We start from the raw sequence: 18,018 nt of genomic DNA on the forward strand, positions 1-18,018 counted from the left end.
CTGCTCCTACCTGGGGGCCGATCATCCGTAAGGCGGGCGCCAGCATGAAAAAGCCCCGGCATCACTGCCGGGGCTTTTTCATTTCAGCTGTCCGATCAGGACGGCACCGCCACCGCCTGCCCGCTCATCGCCAGGTCGACCAGCTCGCGGTTGGCCACCGCGTACATCGCATAGTCGGTACCCGTCGCATTGCGCAGGTCGTCGAGCATGGCACGCCAGCGCTCGACCATTACCCGATGTTGCTCGGCCCACAGCGCCACGCGGGCATCCATGTCTTGCGGGGCATCGACCATCTGCAGCACCGAGATGGTGATGGCCCGTTGCTGCAGGTCGATATCGTCGCGGAACGCCTCGCGGGCCAGGGCCTGCCAGTTGTTCTCCACCGGCAGGTTGCTGATTTCCTGCAAGTACCAGGTCAAGTCCAGCGCACTGCCCACGGCGAAGAACGCCTTGGCCACCTGGGCCGGCTCATGCCCGGTCACGTCTGCCGCCTCGATGATCGGCAGCAACGTGTACAGGTGGCTGGTGCCTGCCACCATGCGTGCGAGCAACTCCGGCACGCCGGCATCGACGAAGCTCTGATAGCGGACCATCCAGCGTTCGCGGGTCGGGCCCTCCAGCAGTTCGTCGAGCTTGAGCCCCAACTGGGCGATTTTCGGCCCGAAGTGCGCGGTGTCGCGCCCGGCATCCTGCTCGTTGCGCCGGCTGCGCAGGAACCAGCGGGTCGCGCGGCGCCCCAGACGCATCAGCTCGTCCATCAGGGTCAGCTGGATTTCCGCCGGCACCTGGTAGTCCAACGCCTCTATCTGGCGGAACCAGTGCGGCAGATGGAAGATGTCACGCACGATCACATAGGCCCCGGCAACATTGGCCGGGCTCATGCCGGTCGACTCTTTCAGCCGCTGGACGAAGGTGATGCCCATGTTGTTGACCAGGTCGTTGGCGATCTGGGTACTGACGATCTCGCGCTTGAGGCGGTGGCGGCGCATGGCTTCGCCGAACTTGCTGACCAGCGACGGCGGGAAGGCGGTTTCCATGTCGCGGGTCAGGTAGTCATCGTCCGGCACCAGCGACTTGAGCAACTGCTCCTTGAGGTCGATCTTGCTGTAGGAAATCAGCACTGACAGCTCGGCACGGGTCAGGCCCTGGCCGGCCGCCAGGCGATCGGCCAACTGCTCCTCGGTCGGCAGGAACTCGATGGCACGGTCCAGCTTGCCACGGCTCTCGAGGTCGGCCATCAGGCGCTTGTACTCGGCGATCCGCTCGCGGGCGCGACGCGCCGCCAACGAAAGCGCCTGGGTCTGCTTGTAGTTGTTGCCAAGCACCAGCCCGCCCACTTCATCGGTCATGCTGCCAAGCAGCTGGTTGCGCTGCTTCTCGGTCATGTCGCCACCCTGCACCACTTCGTTGAGCAGGATCTTGATGTTGACCTCGTGGTCGGAGCAGTCCACCCCACCGGCGTTGTCGATGAAGTCGGTATTGGTGGCACCGCCGTTGAGGCCGAACTCGACACGGCCGAGCTGGGTCATGCCGAGGTTGCCGCCCTCGCCCACCACCTTGCAGCGCAGTTCGTTGCCGTTGACCCGCAACGCGTCATTGGCCTTGTCGCCGACATCGGCGTGGCTTTCGCTGCTGGCCTTGACGTAGGTACCGATGCCCCCGTTCCACAGCAGGTCTACCGGTGCCTTGAGCAATGCATGCAGCAGCTCGGTCGGTGTCAGCCGGTCGGCCTCGATGGCGAAGCGTTCCTTCATTTGCGGCGTGATGGCGATGCTCTTGGCACTGCGCGGGAAGATCCCGCCGCCTTCGGACATGATGCTGGTGTCGTAATCGCTCCAGGCCGAACGCGGCAAGTCGAACAGCCGCTGGCGCTCGGCGAAGCTGCTGGCCGGGTCCGGGTTCGGGTCGATGAAGATGTGCAGGTGGTTGAACGCCGCTACCAGTTGCAGCTTGTCGGACATCAGCAGGCCGTTGCCGAACACGTCACCGGCCATGTCACCGACGCCGATGACGGTGATCGGGTCCTGCTGCACATTGATGCCGCGCTCGCGGAAGTGGCGCTGCACGCCCACCCAGGCACCACGGGCGGTAATGCCCATCTTCTTGTGGTCGTAGCCGGCAGAGCCACCCGAGGCGAAGGCATCGCCCAGCCAGAAGCCGTAATCGATGGCGATGCCGTTGGCGATGTCGGAGAAGGTCGCGGTGCCCTTGTCGGCCGCCACCACCAGGTACGGGTCATCGTCATCGTGACGCACCACGTTGGCCGGTGGCACCACGCCGCCGTCCTTGAGGTTGTCGGTAATGTCGAGCAGGCCCGAGATGAATATGCGGTAGCAGGCCACGCCTTCGGCGGCGATTTCGTCACGCGTGCCGCCCAGCGGCAAACGCCGTGGCAGGAAGCCGCCCTTGGCACCGACGGGCACGATCACCGAGTTCTTCACCTGCTGGGCTTTGACCAGCCCAAGCACCTCGGTACGGAAGTCCTCTTCACGGTCCGACCAGCGCAGGCCACCGCGTGCCACATTGCCGAAGCGCAGGTGCACACCCTCGACCCTTGGCGAATAGACGAAGATCTCGAACTTGGGTACCGGTTTGGGCAGCTCGGGGATCAGCTTGGGGTTGAACTTGAAGCTGAAGTACGACTTGCTCTGGCCGTTGGCATCAGGCTGGTAGAAGTTGGTGCGCAGGGTGGCCTTGATCAGGTCCAGGTAGCGGCGCAGGATGCGGTCCTCGTTGAGCACTTGGACATCGTCCAGGGCGCTGAGGATGGCTTGTTCCAGGCGTTGCTGCTTGTCGTCCAGGTCATCGGCAGTGAGCTTGCGCGCCAGGTAGAAGCGGGTCTTGAACAACCGGGTCAGCTCACGGGCGATGTCGGTGTGGTTGTTCAGCGTGCTGGCGATGTAGCCAAGGTCGAAGCCCAGGCGGATCTGCTTGAGGTAGCGGGCATAGGCGCGCAGCAGCGCCACGTCGCGCCATGGCAGGCCGGCGGTGAGCACCAGGCGGTTGAACGCGTCATTCTCGGCATCGCCCTGGACGATATGGATGAACGCGTCCTGGAGCACGTCGTTGAGTTGCTGGATGTCCAGGCTCAAGCCTTCGCTGTAAGTGAAGGCGAAATCGTGGATCCAGTATTCACGACCACTGGCGTGGCGCAAGCGATAGGGGAACTCGCCCAGCACACGCAGGCCAAGGTTTTCCAGGATCGGCAGCACGTCCGACAACGCCAATGGCGTGTCCGCGTGGTACAGCTTGCAGTGCAGCAAGCGTTCGCCCAGACGCGTCAGCGGCTGGTAGAAGCTCATCGCCAGCGGCTTGCTTTCGGACAGGGCCAGCACATGTTGCAGGTCGACCACCGCAGAATGGGCGGCAAAGCGCTCACGGTAGCCGGCCGGGAAACCTTTGGGGAAATCGGCGAGAATATTGGTGCCCTGGGCTTCACCGAAGTTCTCCACCACCAGCGCGGCGTAGTCGTCATGCCACGAGCGGCAGGCCTGGATCACTTCGTTTTCCAGTTGCTGCGGGTCGATGGCGATACGGTTCTTCGGATCGACGCGCAAAATCAGCTGCACGCGTGCCAGCACCGATTCGGAGAAGAACGTCCAGAACTCGCAGTCGCTGGCCTTCAGGCGCTCCATCAGCACCTGCTGGATCTTCTGCCGCACTTCGGTGGAGTAGATTTCCCGTGGCACGTAGGCCAGGCAGTAGCAGAAGCGCCCGTACGGGTCCTTGCGCAGGAACACACGGATCTTGTTGCGCTCCTGGATCTGCACGATCGACATCACCGTGCTGAACAGCTCGTCGACCGGGGTCTGGAACAGATCGTCGCGTGGCAGCACTTCGAGTACCTGGGCCAGTTCCTTGCCCAGGTGTGCCTTGGCGTCGAAGCCGGAGCGGCGCTCGACCTCGGCGACCTTGACCCGGATGTATGGAATGGCGTGCACGCTCTCGCCGTACACCGACGAGGTGTAAAGGCCCATGAAGCGGTGTTCCTTGAGCACCTTGCCATCGGCGTCCAGCTGGCGGATCGAGACGTAATCCGGGTAGGCCGGGCGGTGGACCCGGCTGGGCAGTGCAGCCTTGGCGAACGACAACAGCAGCGGCTCTGCAAGGTAAGCCACCGCGTAGTCTTCGATACGCAGCTCTTCAGGCGTCAGGCCCACACGCAAGCGGCGCGGCAAGCCCAGGAACGACTGCTCGTCGTAGACCATCTGGCCGCCGGCGCTGTCGGCCTGCACGGTGAATTCTTCATAACCGAGGAAGGTGAAGTGGTTGTCCAGCAGCCACTCGAGGAACGCCTTGACCTCACCCTTTTCGTGGTGCGCTGGCGCAAACGCGGTTTGCTCCACCTGCGCCATGACTTCCTGCAGCTTGGCTTTCATCGGCTCGAAATCGGCCACCGCCACCCGCACCTCGGCCAGCACCTGCTCGATTTCGCGGGTGAGCACCGTCAATTCGGCAGCGTTGGCGCAGCGGTCGATCTCCAGGTACATCAGCGATTCATGGCACACACCCTCGCCCTGGGTACCCTTGGGCAACAGTTCGAGCAGATTGCCCTTGGCGTCACGACGCACGCTCAGCACCGTGGTCTGCAGCGTGTGAATGCTATAGCCGCGGCGGTTGAGCTCGGTACGTACCGAATCCACCAAGAACGGCAGGTCATCGTGCAGCACCTCGACCACGGTGTGGGTCGACTGCCAGCCATTGCGCTCGTAATCGGGGTTGTACACCCGCACCTGCGGATGCGCGGGGTCGAAGCGCTCGATGATGCGCCAGGCGGAAAGGGTACAGCCGGCCAGGTCCGACAGCCTGCGCTGGGTGAGCTCGTCCATGGAAATGATGCCGAAGAACTGTTCGGCGAACAGCGCCACTTGTGGCAGTGACTGCTCGCTGATGTGCTGCGCCAGGGCCGCTTGCAGTTGATGCTGGAAGTCGGCTTTGCTGGCTGCGGTGAAGAACGCCATCTGTGGTACTCCGCTTGGGCTTTGTAATAATTGAAGCGTCGCGTACATCCGACGATCACGGATCAACGATAGCCAACCCGTGGCAAGCCGGACGGTAATGTTCAGGGCTCGCGGAAGCTTAACGACTGATCGGTCATTACCGCTTGCAGCGCTGCGACAATTTCGGTCAAGGGGGGAAACTTTACGTTTATCGATGCCCCCAAGGCTGTCAGAATTCACTTTCGTTTCCATTGACCCGAGCCGCCTTCATGCAAATCAACACCGCCCTGCTGTTCGCCACCCCTTGCGATGACGAGGAAGACAACATGGCGACCTTGTGCTGCCACAGCGACAAGGGGCAGATGTTCCTGCTCACCCGCTACCCGGATGAGGACACCGTGGACCTGACCCTGGACGATGAACCGTCGACGCTCGATGGCCTGAAGGTGACCCTGAGCGCAAAGCGCCTGCTGATCGAAGTGGCGGCCGGGGATCGAGATGCGTTGAAGGGTGACGAAACGCTGGAGATCGTGCTGACATCGGCAGGGACTGACCTGGAAGAGGTCGAACTGACCTTGCGCAACATTCTGGAGGGGACAGGGACCTTCGTCAGCGAGCTCTGAAAGCCTGCCTGACGCGGCCGTCCAACCGCGGAGCGGTGGCTTCTCTGCGCGAGACGGCTCACCGGTGCGAGGGCCATGCCTGGCAACGCACACCTGATCGAAACGATTGACATCCCATACCCGCTACAGGCATTGTCTGACAACCTGACCACTAGGCAATCGCTTCCATGCTAGAACTCCAGCGCCCCGACACTCTGGTCGAACGGGTTGTCAGCGCCATCCGTGCAGAAATCGATTCCGGTCGCCTGGCCGCCGAAGCGCGCCTGCCCACTGAACAGCAACTGGCTGAACAACTGAACGTCAGCCGCTCGGTAGTGCGCGAAGCGGTAGCGCAGCTCAAGGCCGATGGCGTGCTGATCGCCCGCCGCGGGCTTGGCTCCTATATCTCGAAAACCCCCGGGGGCACGGTGTTCCGCTTCCCCGGCAGTACCGGTCGCAAACCCGACCTGGTGCAGATGTTCGAAATGCGCCTGTGGATCGAAACCCAGGCAGCGGCCATCGCCGCGCGCCGACGTGACGAACACGATCTGGCGAACATGGCCCAGGCCCTGCAGGAGATGCTCGACAAACGCAGCGACTTCGCCACTGCCTCGGCAGCTGATGTGGCCTTCCACAGGGCCATCGCCGAAGCCAGCAAGAACGATTACTTCGTGGCCTTCCATGACTTTCTCGGCGGCCAGTTGGCCAATGCACGGCGCACCGCCTGGGAAAACTCCGCAGCCCATTCGGTGGGCGGCTCGGCCGAAGCCAATCGCGAACACCAAGCGCTTTATCAGGCCATCGCCGACGGTGACCGCCAAAGGGCTGCGGCGTGTGCCGAAGCGCATCTGCGCGCCTCTGCCAAACGCCTGAAAATAGAACTACCTGCACTCGACTGATACCCAGAGCTTGCTGCGACCCGGCAAGCTCTTTTTTTACGCATCCATTAGTCTGACAACCTGATAAGCAGATCCACCGACAAGAATCCCAAGGTACCCCTGCATGACATACGACTACTGCATCATCGGCGGCGGCATCGTCGGCCTGGCCACCGCGATGGCCCTGCTCCAACAACGCCCCGGGGCGTCATTGCTGATACTGGAAAAGGAGTCCAGCCTCGGCCGCCACCAGACGGGCCACAACAGTGGGGTGATCCATGCGGGCATTTACTATGCCCCGGGTAGCCTCAAGGCCGAGTTGTGCAAGCGTGGAGCCCTGGCGACCAAGGATTTTTGCCGCGAGCACGGCATTGCCTTCGATGTCTGCGGCAAACTGCTGGTGGCGTCCAACCCGCTGGAAATGCAGCGCATGCAGGCGCTGTACGAGCGTTCACAGCTCAACGGGCTGAAGGTCGAGCGGTTGGACGCCAGTGAACTCAGGCGCCGCGAACCCAATATCGCAGGCCTTGGTGCGCTGTTCGTCGATGCCACCGGCATCGTCGACTACAAGCAGGTGTGCGATGCCATGGCCAAGGTCATCGAGCAGGCCGGCGGCGAAGTGCGCCTGGCCACCACCGTGCAGGCCATCCGCGAGTTTGGCGATCATGTCGAAGTGTGCGATCACAGCCAGACCTGGCATGCCCGCCAGCTGGTCGCCTGCGCCGGCCTGCAATCCGACCGCCTGGCGCGCCTGGCCGGGGTAAAGATCGACCACCAGATAATCCCATTCCGCGGTGAGTACTATCGCCTGCCAGCCAGCAAGAACCAGATCGTCAACCACCTTATCTACCCGATTCCTGACCCACAGCTACCGTTCCTCGGTGTACACCTGACGCGCATGATCGACGGCAGTGTCACCGTCGGCCCCAACGCCGTGCTGGGTTTTGGCCGGGAAAACTACCGCAAGTTCGCGGTGAACTGGCGCGATGTGGCCGAGTACGTGCGCTTCCCTGGGTTCTGGAAAACGATCTGGAACAACCTCGGCTCCGGCACCACCGAGATGAAGAACTCGCTGTTCAAGCACGGCTACCTGGAGCAGTGCCGCAAGTACTGCCCGTCGCTGCAGGCCGGCGACCTGCTGCCCTTCGAGGCAGGCATCCGTGCCCAGGCCGTGATGCGCGACGGCACCTTGGTCCACGATTTTCTGTTCGCCGAGACCCCGCGCATGGTGCATGTCTGCAATGCACCGTCACCGGCTGCCACCTCGGCGATCCCCATCGGCCAGATGATCGCTGAAAAGATCCTCAAGGCCAGCTGAACCCTGCTGCACACCCCAACTACAAAGACAATAAGGAACATCAGATGTCGGTACACGAGGCGGCCCCGGCCGCGAGCGAGACACCAGCACAGAAACGCAAGCGCCTGCGCAAGGTGGCGGCGGCAACCATCTTCGGTTCGATGCTGGAGTGGTATGACTTCTACCTCTACGCGACCATGGCGGCGATCGTGTTCTCGAAGATTTTCTTCGATGCCAGCAACCCGGCAGTGGCTTCACTGCTGGCGTTCTCCACGTTTGCCATCGGTTTTGTCGCGCGCCCATTCGGCGGGGTTCTGTTTGGCTACCTGGGCGACCGCTTCGGCCGCAAGCATGTACTGGTTATCACGTTCTGCATGATGGGTGTGTGCACCGCGCTGATCGGTCTGATCCCCAGCTACGCCTCGATCGGTATCTGGGCACCGATTCTGCTGGTAGTGATCCGCATCATCCAGGGCCTGGGCGCCGGTGCAGAGCTGTCCGGGGCGGCCGTCACCTCCTACGAACATGCCAGCGAAGGCAAGCGCGGCAGCCAGGGCGCTTGGCCAGCACTGGGGCTCAACCTGGGCTTGCTGCTGTCGTCGCTGACCGTTTACCTGCTGACCATGAACGGCAACGAGTTTCTCCTCGCCGGTGGCTGGCGCATTCCGTTCATCGCCAGCATCGCCCTGGTGGCGATCGGCCTTTGGGTGCGTAAGAGCATTCCTGAGACACCGGACTTCAAAGAACTCGACAAGGCCGATGCCAAACCGCAGGAGTCACCGCTGAAACTGCTGTTCAGGAACGATCTCAAAGGCTTGGCCGTGGTGTTTTTCGTGGCCATCGGCTACAACGCTCTGAGCTACATATTCAAGACGTTCTCGCTGGCATACCTGACTCAGTTCAAAGGTGTCGAGGCACATGTCACCTCCCTGTCGGTGACCATCGCCAGCCTGGTGGCGATCTTTGCCGTACCGTTCTTCGGCTGGCTGTGCGACCGCTGGAGCAGCAAGACCGTGTTGATGCTCGGCGGCGTGCTGTCGGCGCTGTTTGCTTATCCATTCTTGCAGTTGCTGAGCAGCGGTGAGCCAACACTGATCTATGTGGCCATTGCCATCGGCACCGGCCTCCTCGCGCCAATGATGTTCGCCCCCCAGGGCTCGTTCCTTAGCCGGCAGTTCCCGACCCAGACGCGCTCTTCCGGTTTCGGCACCGGGCGCGAGATTGGCACTGCAGTGGCCGGCGGCCTGGCGCCCCTGGGCGGCCTTGCCTTGGTGGCGAACTCGGCGACCCACTCCACCGACGGCGTGGCTTTGATCCTGGCGGTTTCCGGTGTGCTGGTGGTGGTGTTTGCCTTGTGTGACCAAGGCCGCAAGCACTCCAGTTCGAAAAACTGACCCGGGCCGGCCTGCACATCGATAATGGTGGGCAGGCCGGCACCCGCATCAGCCAACCGGGTTCTTGTGCAGCACCCTGCCCGCCTTGCCCGGCCGGTCGATGTAAAACGCGTCCAGCGCACTGTTATCCAGCCCTTTCACTGCGTTCCAGTGCGCCGATGTGTGCACATACTTTGCCTGCAGCAACGCTCGTTCCTGGGGCGTCAGGCGCAGTTGCGCACATTGCCCGAGGGCAAACTCATGCAGTTTGCGGCTGACAGGCAGCAACTCTGCCGGCAGGTGATGCGCATCGTCACTGCCCAAGGGAGCGAACGGTACGCCACCGCGCACGGCCAGTTCACGCATGATGCTGAGGTAGACACGTGACAGGTGGCCACTGACTTCACGTTCTCGGTACACAGCGGCATACACCTGCTTTTCCGGGTCATCACGCCTGGCTCGGCTGCCTTCGATCGGCACCTCCCAGCTGAGCAGCGTTGGCCGCGGATCGACCAGGCCGGCAAAAGTCGAGGTCAGCAGCCCATTGACCGCCGCATGGGCGCTTGTGCATTCGGCCGGCGTCGTCCGCGCGACCCGGCTCGACTGCGGTTTGCACAAAAGAACCTGCTCACGCATGTGCTCACGATAACCGCCACCGATATTCGAGTGCACACCCGGCACGACTATGTCGTTGTCGCTGCGCACCAGCGGGAAGTTGTGGCGCTGCTCATCGCCGGCCACCAGTTGCACCACCTGCCGGGCGACAAGTGTGTCCAGCCCGAGACGCAAACCGCCGTATTGATCGCTGGCAGGGTCGAAGCTGCCTTGCAAAGGTGCAACGATTGCCGCCACCGTATCGAACAGACCAATGAAATTGATCGCCCGGGGCCCGTGCAGCTCAGCCGGCAAGCCCGCCTCCTCCTTGCCCAGCCGATTGGCCAGATGCCTGGCCGCCGCAGCACCTCGACTGAAACCGAACAGGTCGAATTCGATGCACTTGGGTACAACCTGCGGATGCTCAGCCCGATAATCGCGCAGCTGCCTGCCAACCTCCACCAGCGCCTGATCTACCCGGGCCGCCACCCCCGCGCTTCCACGCCCCGTCGCCTGGGCGAAGGACGAGTCAGGCGCACCGTGTGTTGTACCGATACCTTCCACATAAACGCTGAAATGAACCTGACCTTGCACAGGCCCGGAGGGATAAAGCGCGTGCAGCAGGGCAATGTTACTGCGGGCATTGGCGTAACTACCCCCTGCGCAAGCGCGGCCGGTGGAAGCCAAGGGTGCAGCGTTGCCCTGATTGTTGCCAGTGCCATCGAAAAAAACGCCCACCCGCAGGGTGACCGGGGCAGGTATACCGTACTGCTTGCTCATCATCATGCTCCTTCATGATTCGAAGAGCACAAGCAAGCGACAGATCACCGCCACCGGGAATCGGAGAACACCTGAAACGCACGCGGATATTCCACCGCTTCAATGCGCATAAAAAACCGGGGCGTAATTGGTCGCCACCCCCCGGATAGATTAAAGTATCCACCCCTGCCAGGTCCGTCGCGCTCCGCGCCCGCCCTGGCCCAATCCCAGGAACCGCCGCCGATGGAACACCGTGAAGCGCTGATCGCGCTACGCACCTTTCTTTCCTCCCAGATCCTAGGCCAGGAAAAACTGGTCGAGCGGCTGTTGATCGTGCTGCTGGCCGACGGCCACATGCTGGTCGAGGGCGCCCCGGGCCTGGCCAAGACCAAGGCCATCAAAGAGCTGGCCGAAGGTGTCGAAGCGCAGTTCCATCGCATCCAGTTCACCCCTGATCTGCTCCCGGCCGACATTACCGGCACAGAAATCTACCGCCCGGAAACCGGCAGCTTCGTGTTCCAGCAGGGGCCGATCTTCCACAACCTGGTGCTGGCTGACGAAATCAACCGGGCACCGGCCAAGGTGCAGTCGGCGTTGCTCGAGGCGATGGCCGAACGCCAGGTCAGTGTCGGGCGCAGTACCTATGACCTGTCGCCGCTGTTTCTGGTCATGGCCACGCAAAACCCGATCGAGCAGGAAGGAACCTACCCGCTGCCGGAGGCCCAGCTCGACCGTTTCCTGATGCACGTGAAGATCGGCTTCCCCGATGCGGCGGTGGAGCGACGCATTCTGGCCCAGGCCCGCGGTGAAGCGCTGGGTGGCGAAGTCAAGCCTGAACGGCGGGTCAGCCAGCAGGCCATCTTTGCCGCACGCAAGGAAATCCTTGGCCTGTACATGGCCGACGCGGTGGAGGAATACCTCGTGCAACTGGTCATGGCAACGCGCACACCGGCCAAGTTCGATACCGAGCTGGCCGACTGGATCGCCTACGGCGCCAGCCCGCGCGGTTCCATCGCTCTGGATCGTTGTGCGCGGGCGCATGCCTGGCTGGCCGGGCGCGACTTCGTCAGCCCCGAGGATATCCAGGCCGTGCTGTTCGACGTGCTGCGCCACCGCATCATCCTCTCCTTCGAAGCCGAAGCGGCAGGGGTCGACCAGGACCGCGTGGTCCAGCGCATCCTTGACGTCGTCGCCGTTGCCTGAGCCCATGCCCACCGCTCAGCAGGCCGAACCCGGCATCCGCATCGGCCTCGCCGAGCTGATCGACATGCGCCACCGGGTGCGCGAGATCCAGTTGTTCTCACGGCCTGGCCAGCGCAGCCCGCTGGTCGGCCTGCACCACTCCAAGCTGCGCGGGCGCGGCGTGGACTTCGACCAGGTGCGCGTCTACCAGGCCGGTGACGACGTACGCAACATCGACTGGCGGGTCACCGCACGCACCCAAGAGCCGCATACCAAGCTGTTCCATGAAGAACGCGAGCGGCCGATCTTCATCCTCGTCGAGCAAAGCCAACGCCTGTTCTTCGGCTCGGGGCTGATGTTCAAGTCAGTGCTCGCGGCCCAGGCTGCGGCGCTGTTCGGTTGGGCTGCGCTGGGCCACAACGACCGTATCGGCGGGTTGGTGTTCGGCGATGATGAGCACCACGAAATCAAGCCGCGGCGCAGCAAGCAAAGCCTGCTGCAGTTGCTCAACCGTATGGCGAAGGTCAACCAGGCGCTGCACACCGAAGCCGCGCCCCACGCTGACAGCCTGGGCCTGGCTTTGCGCCGCGCACGTGAAGTACTGCGCCCAGGCAGCCTGGCCATCGTCATTTGCGACGAGCGCTCGCTCAGCGCCCAGGCTGAACAGCACCTGGCGATGCTCTCGCGCCATTGCGACCTGCTGCTGATACCGGTCTCCGACCCGCTCGACCACGCCTTGCCTGCTGCTGGCCTGCTGCGTTTTTCCCAGCGCGGTGCGCAGCTGGAGCTAGACACGCTGGACACCAACCTGCGCCAGGCCTACCGTCAGCAGGCCGAAGCGCGTATCGAACGCTGGGACTTGATGGCGCAAAAGCTGCGCGTGGTGCTGATGCCACTGAGCACCCAAAGCGAAATGATCGAGCAGTTGCGCGAATACCTCAATGCCCAGCGCCCTGGGAGCAGTAAATGAATCCGCTGGATCAGCTGCAGCCGCTGATCGCACCCTCGGCGATTGGCCTGTGGCCACCGGCACCAGGCTGGTGGCTGCTGCTCGCCTTGCTGCCACTGCTGGCCTGGGGCCTGTGGCGGCTGCGGCGCTGGCGCCCGGGCAAGCGCCGGGTGGTGCGTGCCGAACAGCCGCTCGACCCGGTGCGCCTAGAGGCGCTGGCCGAACTTGCCCGCCTACCCCGCCCCTACGACGGCGCGCCGGCCGGGGCCTGGTTGCAGCAGATCAACGCCTTGCTCAAACGCCTGTGCCGCAACCATTACCCCGGGGCCAACAGCCATACGCTCAACGGCCGCCAGTGGCTGGCGTTCCTCGACAACCGCTGCCCGGCCGCCGGCCTGACCCGCTGGATGGTATTGGTCGAGGGCGCGTACAAGCCCGAGTGCAAGCTCGACGACAAGGCCATCGTCGGGCTCAGCCAGGCCGTCGAAACCTGGATTCGCAAACATGTTTGAACTGGCCTGGCCGTGGATCTTCGTGCTGCTGCCGCTGCCGTGGCTGGCGCGCCTGGTGCTGCCCGCCGCTGACAGCGGCGAGCCGGTGCTCAAGGTGGGCTTTCTCCACGAGCTGGAAGGCCTGGCCGGCCGGCGTGCGCGCCTGAACCTGCCAACCTGGCGCCAGCAGGCGCCGTTCGTGGTGATCTGGCTGCTGCTGTTGCTCGCCGCTGCCCGCCCGCAATGGCTGGGCGACCCGTTACCGGTGGCCGCCAGTGGCCGTGACCTGATGGTTGCAGTGGATGTGTCCGGCTCCATGGACTTCCCCGACATGCAGTGGAAGGACGACGAAGTCAGCCGCCTCGACCTGGTCAAGGCATTGATGGGCGACTTCCTGCAGGACCGCGAAGGCGACCGCGTCGGCCTGATTCTGTTTGGCAGCCAGGCCTACCTGCAGGCACCGCTGACCTTTGACCGGCGCACTGTGCGTACCTTCCTCGACGAAGCGCAAATCGGCATAGCTGGCAAAAACACCGCCATCGGTGACGCCATTGGCCTTGCGGTCAAACGCCTGCGCCAGCGCCCTGCGCAAAGCCGCGTGCTGGTGCTGATTACCGACGGCGCCAACAATGGCGGGCAGATCCACCCATTGACCGCCGCCCGCCTGGCCGCCCAGGAAGGCGTGCGCATCTACACCATCGGCATCGGCGCCAACCCCGAGGCCAGCGGTACACCTGGCCTGCTCGGGCTCAACCCAAGCCTGGACCTGGACGAAGCCTCGCTCAAGGAAATCGCCGAGCTGACCCGCGGCGCGTACTTCCGCGCCCACGACGGTGCCGAACTGGACGCCATCGGCGATACCCTGGATCAGCTAGAACCCGTCGCCCAGCAGCCGACCCAGGCGCGCACGGCCAAGGCCCTGTATGCCTGGCCATTGGCCCTGGCCTTACTGCTCAGCGTGCTGCTGGTGGTGGCGGTGCAATGGCCAAACAACCTGCTGCAACGGGGCCTGCGCAAACCGCGCTTCCTGCAGCCCCACCCGCAATGGCGTGAGCGCCTTAAACGGCTGCGCTTGAGGAAGCGGCGATGATCGATCTGTGGCCGCAATGGTTGCGCCCCCTGTGGCTGCTGGTAGTGCCGCTGCTCGCCTGGCTGCTGTTCAAGCTGTGGCACCGGCGCAAGCGCGCCGGGCGCTGGCAGATGATCCTGCCCAAGGCATTCCACCCGGTGCTGCTCGGTGGCGGCAGTGGCAGCAACAGCAAACTGCCCTGGGTGGCCCTCGGCCTTGCCTGGTTGCTGGTCGTTCTGGCGCTGCTCGGGCCGAGCTGGCAGCGCGTGGAGGAATCCCGCCAACGCCCGGCCGACCCGCTAGTGATCCTGCTCGAACTGACGCCGCAGATGCTTGCCGAGGACACCCCGCCCAACCGGCTGCAGCAGGCTCGGCGCAAGGTCCTGGACCTGCTCGAACACCGCCGCGACAGCCAGACCGCCCTGATCGTCTACGCAGGCAGCGCACACACCTTGGTGCCGCTGTCCGACGACCTGAGCACCACGCGCAACCTGCTCGAGGCCATCGACCCTTCGATCATGCCGCAGCCCGGCCAACGCGCCGACCTGGCCGTGCAAAAAGGCCTGGCCCTGCTGGCGCAGAGCGGCCTGGGCCAAGGCCGCCTGTTGCTGATCGGTTCGGCATTGAGCGGCCCGGAACGCCAAGGCATCGTCCAGGCCCTGGGCCGCCAGGGCCCGAGCCTGTTGATGCTCGGAGTCGGCACCAGCGACGGGGCTCCGGTGCGCCAGGCCAACGGCGAGTTCCTCAAGGACGAGCAAGGTGCCATTCTGGTACCGCGCCTGGACAGCGGCGGCCTCAGGGCGTTTATCAACAGCACCGGCGGACGCTACCGTCATGCCCGCATCGACGACCTCGACCTGCGTGGCCTGGGCCTGTACGACAACCCGCGCATCCTGCGCAATGACGGCCAGAACGTGCAACTCGACAGCTGGGCCGACCAAGGCTACTGGCTGTTGATCCCCCTGTTACTGCTGGCCGCCTGCGCGGGTCGGCGCGGCTGGCTGTTCTGCCTGCCGCTGCTGCTGGCCCTGCCGCAGCCAAGCCAGGCCTTGGAGTTCAATGACCTGTGGTTGCGCCCCGACCAGCAGGGCCAGCGCCTGCTTGAACAGAACCGCCCGGCGGACGCCGCCCGGCACTTCCAGGACCCGCAATGGCGCGGCATGGCGCTGTACCAGGCCGGCGACTACGCCGCGGCCGCCAAGGCCTTTGCCCAAGGCAATACGACAGCGGCCCACTACAATCGAGGCAATGCCCTGGCCCGCAGCGGCGAGTTGGAAGCCGCCCTGGATGCCTATGAGCAAGCCCTCGAACGCCAGCCCGATTTCAAGCCGGCGCTGGATAACCAGGCACTGATCCAGCAGCTGTTGCAGCAACGCGAAGCACAGGCCGAGGAACAACCGGCCAAAGACGATGCCCAAGGCACGCCCGGCAGCGAGACCGAGGGCAACAGCAGCTCGGCCAGCAGCCCGGCGCAGGGCACGCCCGGCAACAATGAACCGGCCAACGCCGAACAGCCCGGCCAAGACAGCAACAACAGCCAGGCCACTCCCGGAAACCAGGGTGGCGACGATGACAGCATCACCCAGCCGCCCAAGCGGCCGGTTTCCACCAGCCTGGACGCCGAGCAACGCCAGGCCCTGGAACAATGGCTGCGGGAAATCCCCGACAACCCGGCGCAGCTGCTACGCCGCAAATTCTGGTATGAACAGCAATTGCATCAGGAAACCCCACGATGAGTCGCCTCGGCGTCTTTCTCTTCAGCCTCTTCTGGGCCCTTCTGGCCCAGGCCGAGCCGACCCTGCAGGCCAGCGTCGATCGCACTCGCCTGGGCGCCGGCGAAACTTTGGAACTGACCCTCGAAAGCCAGGATGTGACCCAGTTCGGCAAGCCCGACCTGCGCGCCCTGGACGGCGACTTCGAAGTGCGCGGCACGCGCCAGTTGAACAGCCTGCATACCCTCGACGGCGAGACCCGCGCCAGCACCCGCTGGATCATTACCCTGCTGCCAAGGCGTAGCGGCAGCCTGCGTATTCCTGAGCTGCAACTGGGCCAGTCACACAGCCAGGCCATCGATCTGCAGGTGCTGCAGGCCGACGCCAGCCGCCCGGATACTGCGTCCCAGATATTCGTCGAAGCCACGCTGGACAGCAACGAGGTCTATGTCCAGGCCCAGGCCGTGCTGACCCTGCGCATCTACCATTCGGTGTCGCTGTACGATGACAGCAGCCTGAGCCCGCTGCAGCTGGAAAACGCCAAGGTCGAGCCGCTGGGTGACTCACGCACCTATGAGAAGGACATCAACGGCGTACGCCACGGGGTGATCGAGACACGCTACGCACTCTATCCGCAGCACAGCGGCACCCTGGAAATCGCGCCGCTCACGTTCACCGCCACCGCCGCCGATAACGCTCAGCAGCCTGAGGGCACTGCACGCACCGCTCGCCAGGTACAGGTCAGGTCGCTGCCGCTGCGCCTGACCGTACGCCCGATCCCCGCCGCCTGGCCCGCGGCCGAACCGTGGTTGCCAGCCCGCAGCCTGACCCTGGAGGAGCACTGGAACCCCGACCCAGGCAGGCAGCAAACCCAGATAGGCGATTCGCTGACCCGCAGCATCACGCTGCGCGCCGAAGGGCTGTCCAGCACCCAGTTGCCGCAATTGCCCGCCACGGAAATCGCCGGGCTGCGCCGCTACCCGGACCAACCGCTGCTGCGCAACGAAATCAGCGAGCGCGGCATGACCGCCAACCGCGAGGAGCGCGAGGCACTGGTGCCCACCCACAGCGGCGAACTTGCCCTGCCGGCGCTGGAAGTCACCTGGTGGAATACCCGCGAGGACCATCTGGAGCACAGCAGCCTGCCGGCGCGTAACCTGAACGTGCAGGACAACCCTGCCCTGAGCGCCGACACCCCGGTAGGCGATGCCGGCAGCGCCAGCCATCTGCTCTGGCCTTGGCAACTCTGCACCGTGATTTTCGCCCTCACCACGGCGCTCGGTTTTACCCTGTGGTGGCGCGCCCGCTCGCAACCAGCGGTACTGCGCGCCGCGCAGACCGGCCCAAGCCCACGCACCCTGCTGGACGACCTCAAGCGCGCCTGCCAGGCCAACGACCCACAGGCCACCCGCCAGGCACTCGACGCCTGGGCGCGGCAGCAGCCGGAGACCTTGGCGGAGATGGCGGCGCGGTTCGTGCCGCTGTCGGATGCGCTGGATGGGTTGAACGGGGCGCTTTACAGCGAGAGTGGGCAGTATTGGCAGGGGGAGGATTTGTGGCGGGCGATTGGCACGATTCCACCGGCGGAACAGGTGTTGTTGCCTTCGGGTGAGCCGGGGAGCTTGCCGCCGCTTTATCCGAAGTGATTGGGAGAGGGGCGCAGCACTAAAGACAGGCCCCTCTCAGCCCGGATGCAATCCTGACCCTTCCCCCGCTGATCACCGGCAGCGATCAGATGAACCGATGCCCCTGAAACGGGTTCCAGCCCTGCTCCCCTTTGGTCTGTTTCAGGTAATAGGCATAATTGGTCAACATGCCATACAGCACGGCAAAGGCCACACTGATGCCCTGGTCCAGCGCCCGAGGCACCGCATTACCCGTGGCAGCCTCGTAAACGCCTTCAAGCAGCCCGATGCCCATAATGATGGCCAGCATGACCAGGTTCTTCTTCCACATGCCCAGGACGAACCAGTAGATCGGGCCAAAGAAGAATCCGAGGAAATTGTTGTTGATCAACAGTTTCTTGCGAAACGGCAAGGCGCGAAAAGCAGCTTTGTAACTCGTTTCACGTGGCCCTCCATGCTGATCGAAGAAAGCGAAACGCTCCTGCCATTTAGGCTTGAGGTTGGCGTAATCGGCCTGGATTTGTGGCGTGCTTTGCATAAAAATTCC

General features: G+C 63.9%; 13 protein-coding genes. 10 read left to right on the forward strand and 3 right to left on the reverse strand.

Going from position 1 to position 18,018, the window contains the following annotated elements:
- Nucleotides 1-95: 95 nt before the first annotated feature.
- Nucleotides 96-4,961 (reverse strand): NAD-glutamate dehydrogenase, encoded by a 4,866-nt coding sequence (locus ACMGGN_RS14040; RefSeq protein WP_046786499.1) that lies wholly within the window; start codon nucleotides 4,959-4,961, stop codon nucleotides 96-98.
- 248 nt (nucleotides 4,962-5,209) lie between these two features.
- Here ACMGGN_RS14040 and ACMGGN_RS14045 point away from each other — a divergent pair, with 248 nt between their 5' ends.
- The 4 genes from ACMGGN_RS14045 to ACMGGN_RS14060 all read left to right on the forward strand — a co-directional run bounded on the left by ACMGGN_RS14045 (nucleotide 5,210) and on the right by ACMGGN_RS14060 (nucleotide 9,111).
- On the forward strand, nucleotides 5,210-5,563 hold the full coding sequence (locus ACMGGN_RS14045; RefSeq protein WP_012313505.1) for a hypothetical protein: 354 nt from the start codon (nucleotides 5,210-5,212) through the stop codon (nucleotides 5,561-5,563).
- Nucleotides 5,564-5,730: 167 nt separating this feature from the next.
- Complete coding sequence (locus ACMGGN_RS14050) at nucleotides 5,731-6,441, forward strand: FadR/GntR family transcriptional regulator (protein WP_012313504.1); 711 nt, start codon at nucleotides 5,731-5,733, stop codon at nucleotides 6,439-6,441.
- Between the two features lie 103 nt (nucleotides 6,442-6,544).
- Entirely contained in the window at nucleotides 6,545-7,738 is a 1,194-nt protein-coding gene (gene lhgO, locus ACMGGN_RS14055; RefSeq protein ID WP_115275431.1) for an L-2-hydroxyglutarate oxidase, read from the forward strand.
- Between the two features lie 44 nt (nucleotides 7,739-7,782).
- Nucleotides 7,783-9,111: an MFS transporter gene (locus tag ACMGGN_RS14060; RefSeq protein ID WP_012313502.1), complete on the forward strand. Its 1,329-nt coding sequence runs from the start codon at nucleotides 7,783-7,785 to the stop codon at nucleotides 9,109-9,111.
- A 48-nt stretch (nucleotides 9,112-9,159) separates the two neighbouring features.
- On the opposite strand, the gene ACMGGN_RS14065 is transcribed toward ACMGGN_RS14060, so the two are convergent.
- On the reverse strand, nucleotides 9,160-10,467 hold the full coding sequence (locus ACMGGN_RS14065) for a T6SS phospholipase effector Tle1-like catalytic domain-containing protein (protein WP_174141797.1): 1,308 nt from the start codon (nucleotides 10,465-10,467) through the stop codon (nucleotides 9,160-9,162).
- Between the two features lie 219 nt (nucleotides 10,468-10,686).
- On the opposite strand from ACMGGN_RS14065, the gene ACMGGN_RS14070 reads away from it, so the two are divergent.
- Genes ACMGGN_RS14070 through ACMGGN_RS14095 form a run of 6 tightly spaced genes read left to right on the forward strand, consistent with a single transcriptional unit; the run spans nucleotide 10,687 to nucleotide 17,492 of the window.
- A complete protein-coding gene (locus tag ACMGGN_RS14070; protein WP_039601915.1) occupies nucleotides 10,687-11,646 on the forward strand; it encodes an AAA family ATPase in 960 nt (319 codons plus the stop codon).
- A gap of 4 nt (nucleotides 11,647-11,650) precedes the next feature.
- Nucleotides 11,651-12,595 carry a DUF58 domain-containing protein gene (locus ACMGGN_RS14075; RefSeq protein WP_125924845.1) on the forward strand — a complete coding sequence of 315 codons (945 nt, stop codon included), beginning with the start codon at nucleotides 11,651-11,653 and terminating at the stop codon, nucleotides 12,593-12,595.
- Nucleotides 12,592-13,086: a DUF4381 domain-containing protein gene (locus tag ACMGGN_RS14080; RefSeq protein WP_046786503.1), complete on the forward strand. Its 495-nt coding sequence runs from the start codon at nucleotides 12,592-12,594 to the stop codon at nucleotides 13,084-13,086. The genes ACMGGN_RS14075 and ACMGGN_RS14080 overlap by 4 nt, the downstream gene beginning before the upstream one ends.
- Nucleotides 13,079-14,155, forward strand: coding sequence for a vWA domain-containing protein (locus ACMGGN_RS14085; protein WP_115275435.1), 1,077 nt, complete (start codon nucleotides 13,079-13,081; stop codon nucleotides 14,153-14,155). Before ACMGGN_RS14080 ends, ACMGGN_RS14085 begins: the two co-directional genes overlap by 8 nt.
- Entirely contained in the window at nucleotides 14,152-15,870 is a 1,719-nt protein-coding gene (locus tag ACMGGN_RS14090) for a vWA domain-containing protein (protein WP_119688550.1), read from the forward strand. The genes ACMGGN_RS14085 and ACMGGN_RS14090 overlap by 4 nt, the downstream gene beginning before the upstream one ends.
- A complete protein-coding gene (locus ACMGGN_RS14095; RefSeq protein ID WP_119688549.1) occupies nucleotides 15,867-17,492 on the forward strand; it encodes a BatD family protein in 1,626 nt (541 codons plus the stop codon). The genes ACMGGN_RS14090 and ACMGGN_RS14095 overlap by 4 nt, the downstream gene beginning before the upstream one ends.
- Before the next feature lie 85 nt (nucleotides 17,493-17,577).
- Here the strand turns inward: ACMGGN_RS14095 and ACMGGN_RS14100 are convergent, their stop codons facing one another.
- A complete protein-coding gene (locus ACMGGN_RS14100; protein WP_046786507.1) occupies nucleotides 17,578-18,009 on the reverse strand; it encodes a DUF2628 domain-containing protein in 432 nt (143 codons plus the stop codon).
- Nucleotides 18,010-18,018 lie beyond the last annotated feature (9 nt).

Source organism: Pseudomonas sp. BNK-30 (genome assembly GCF_047456185.1).
GTDB classification, from domain to species: Bacteria; Pseudomonadota; Gammaproteobacteria; order Pseudomonadales; family Pseudomonadaceae; genus Aquipseudomonas; species Aquipseudomonas putida_E.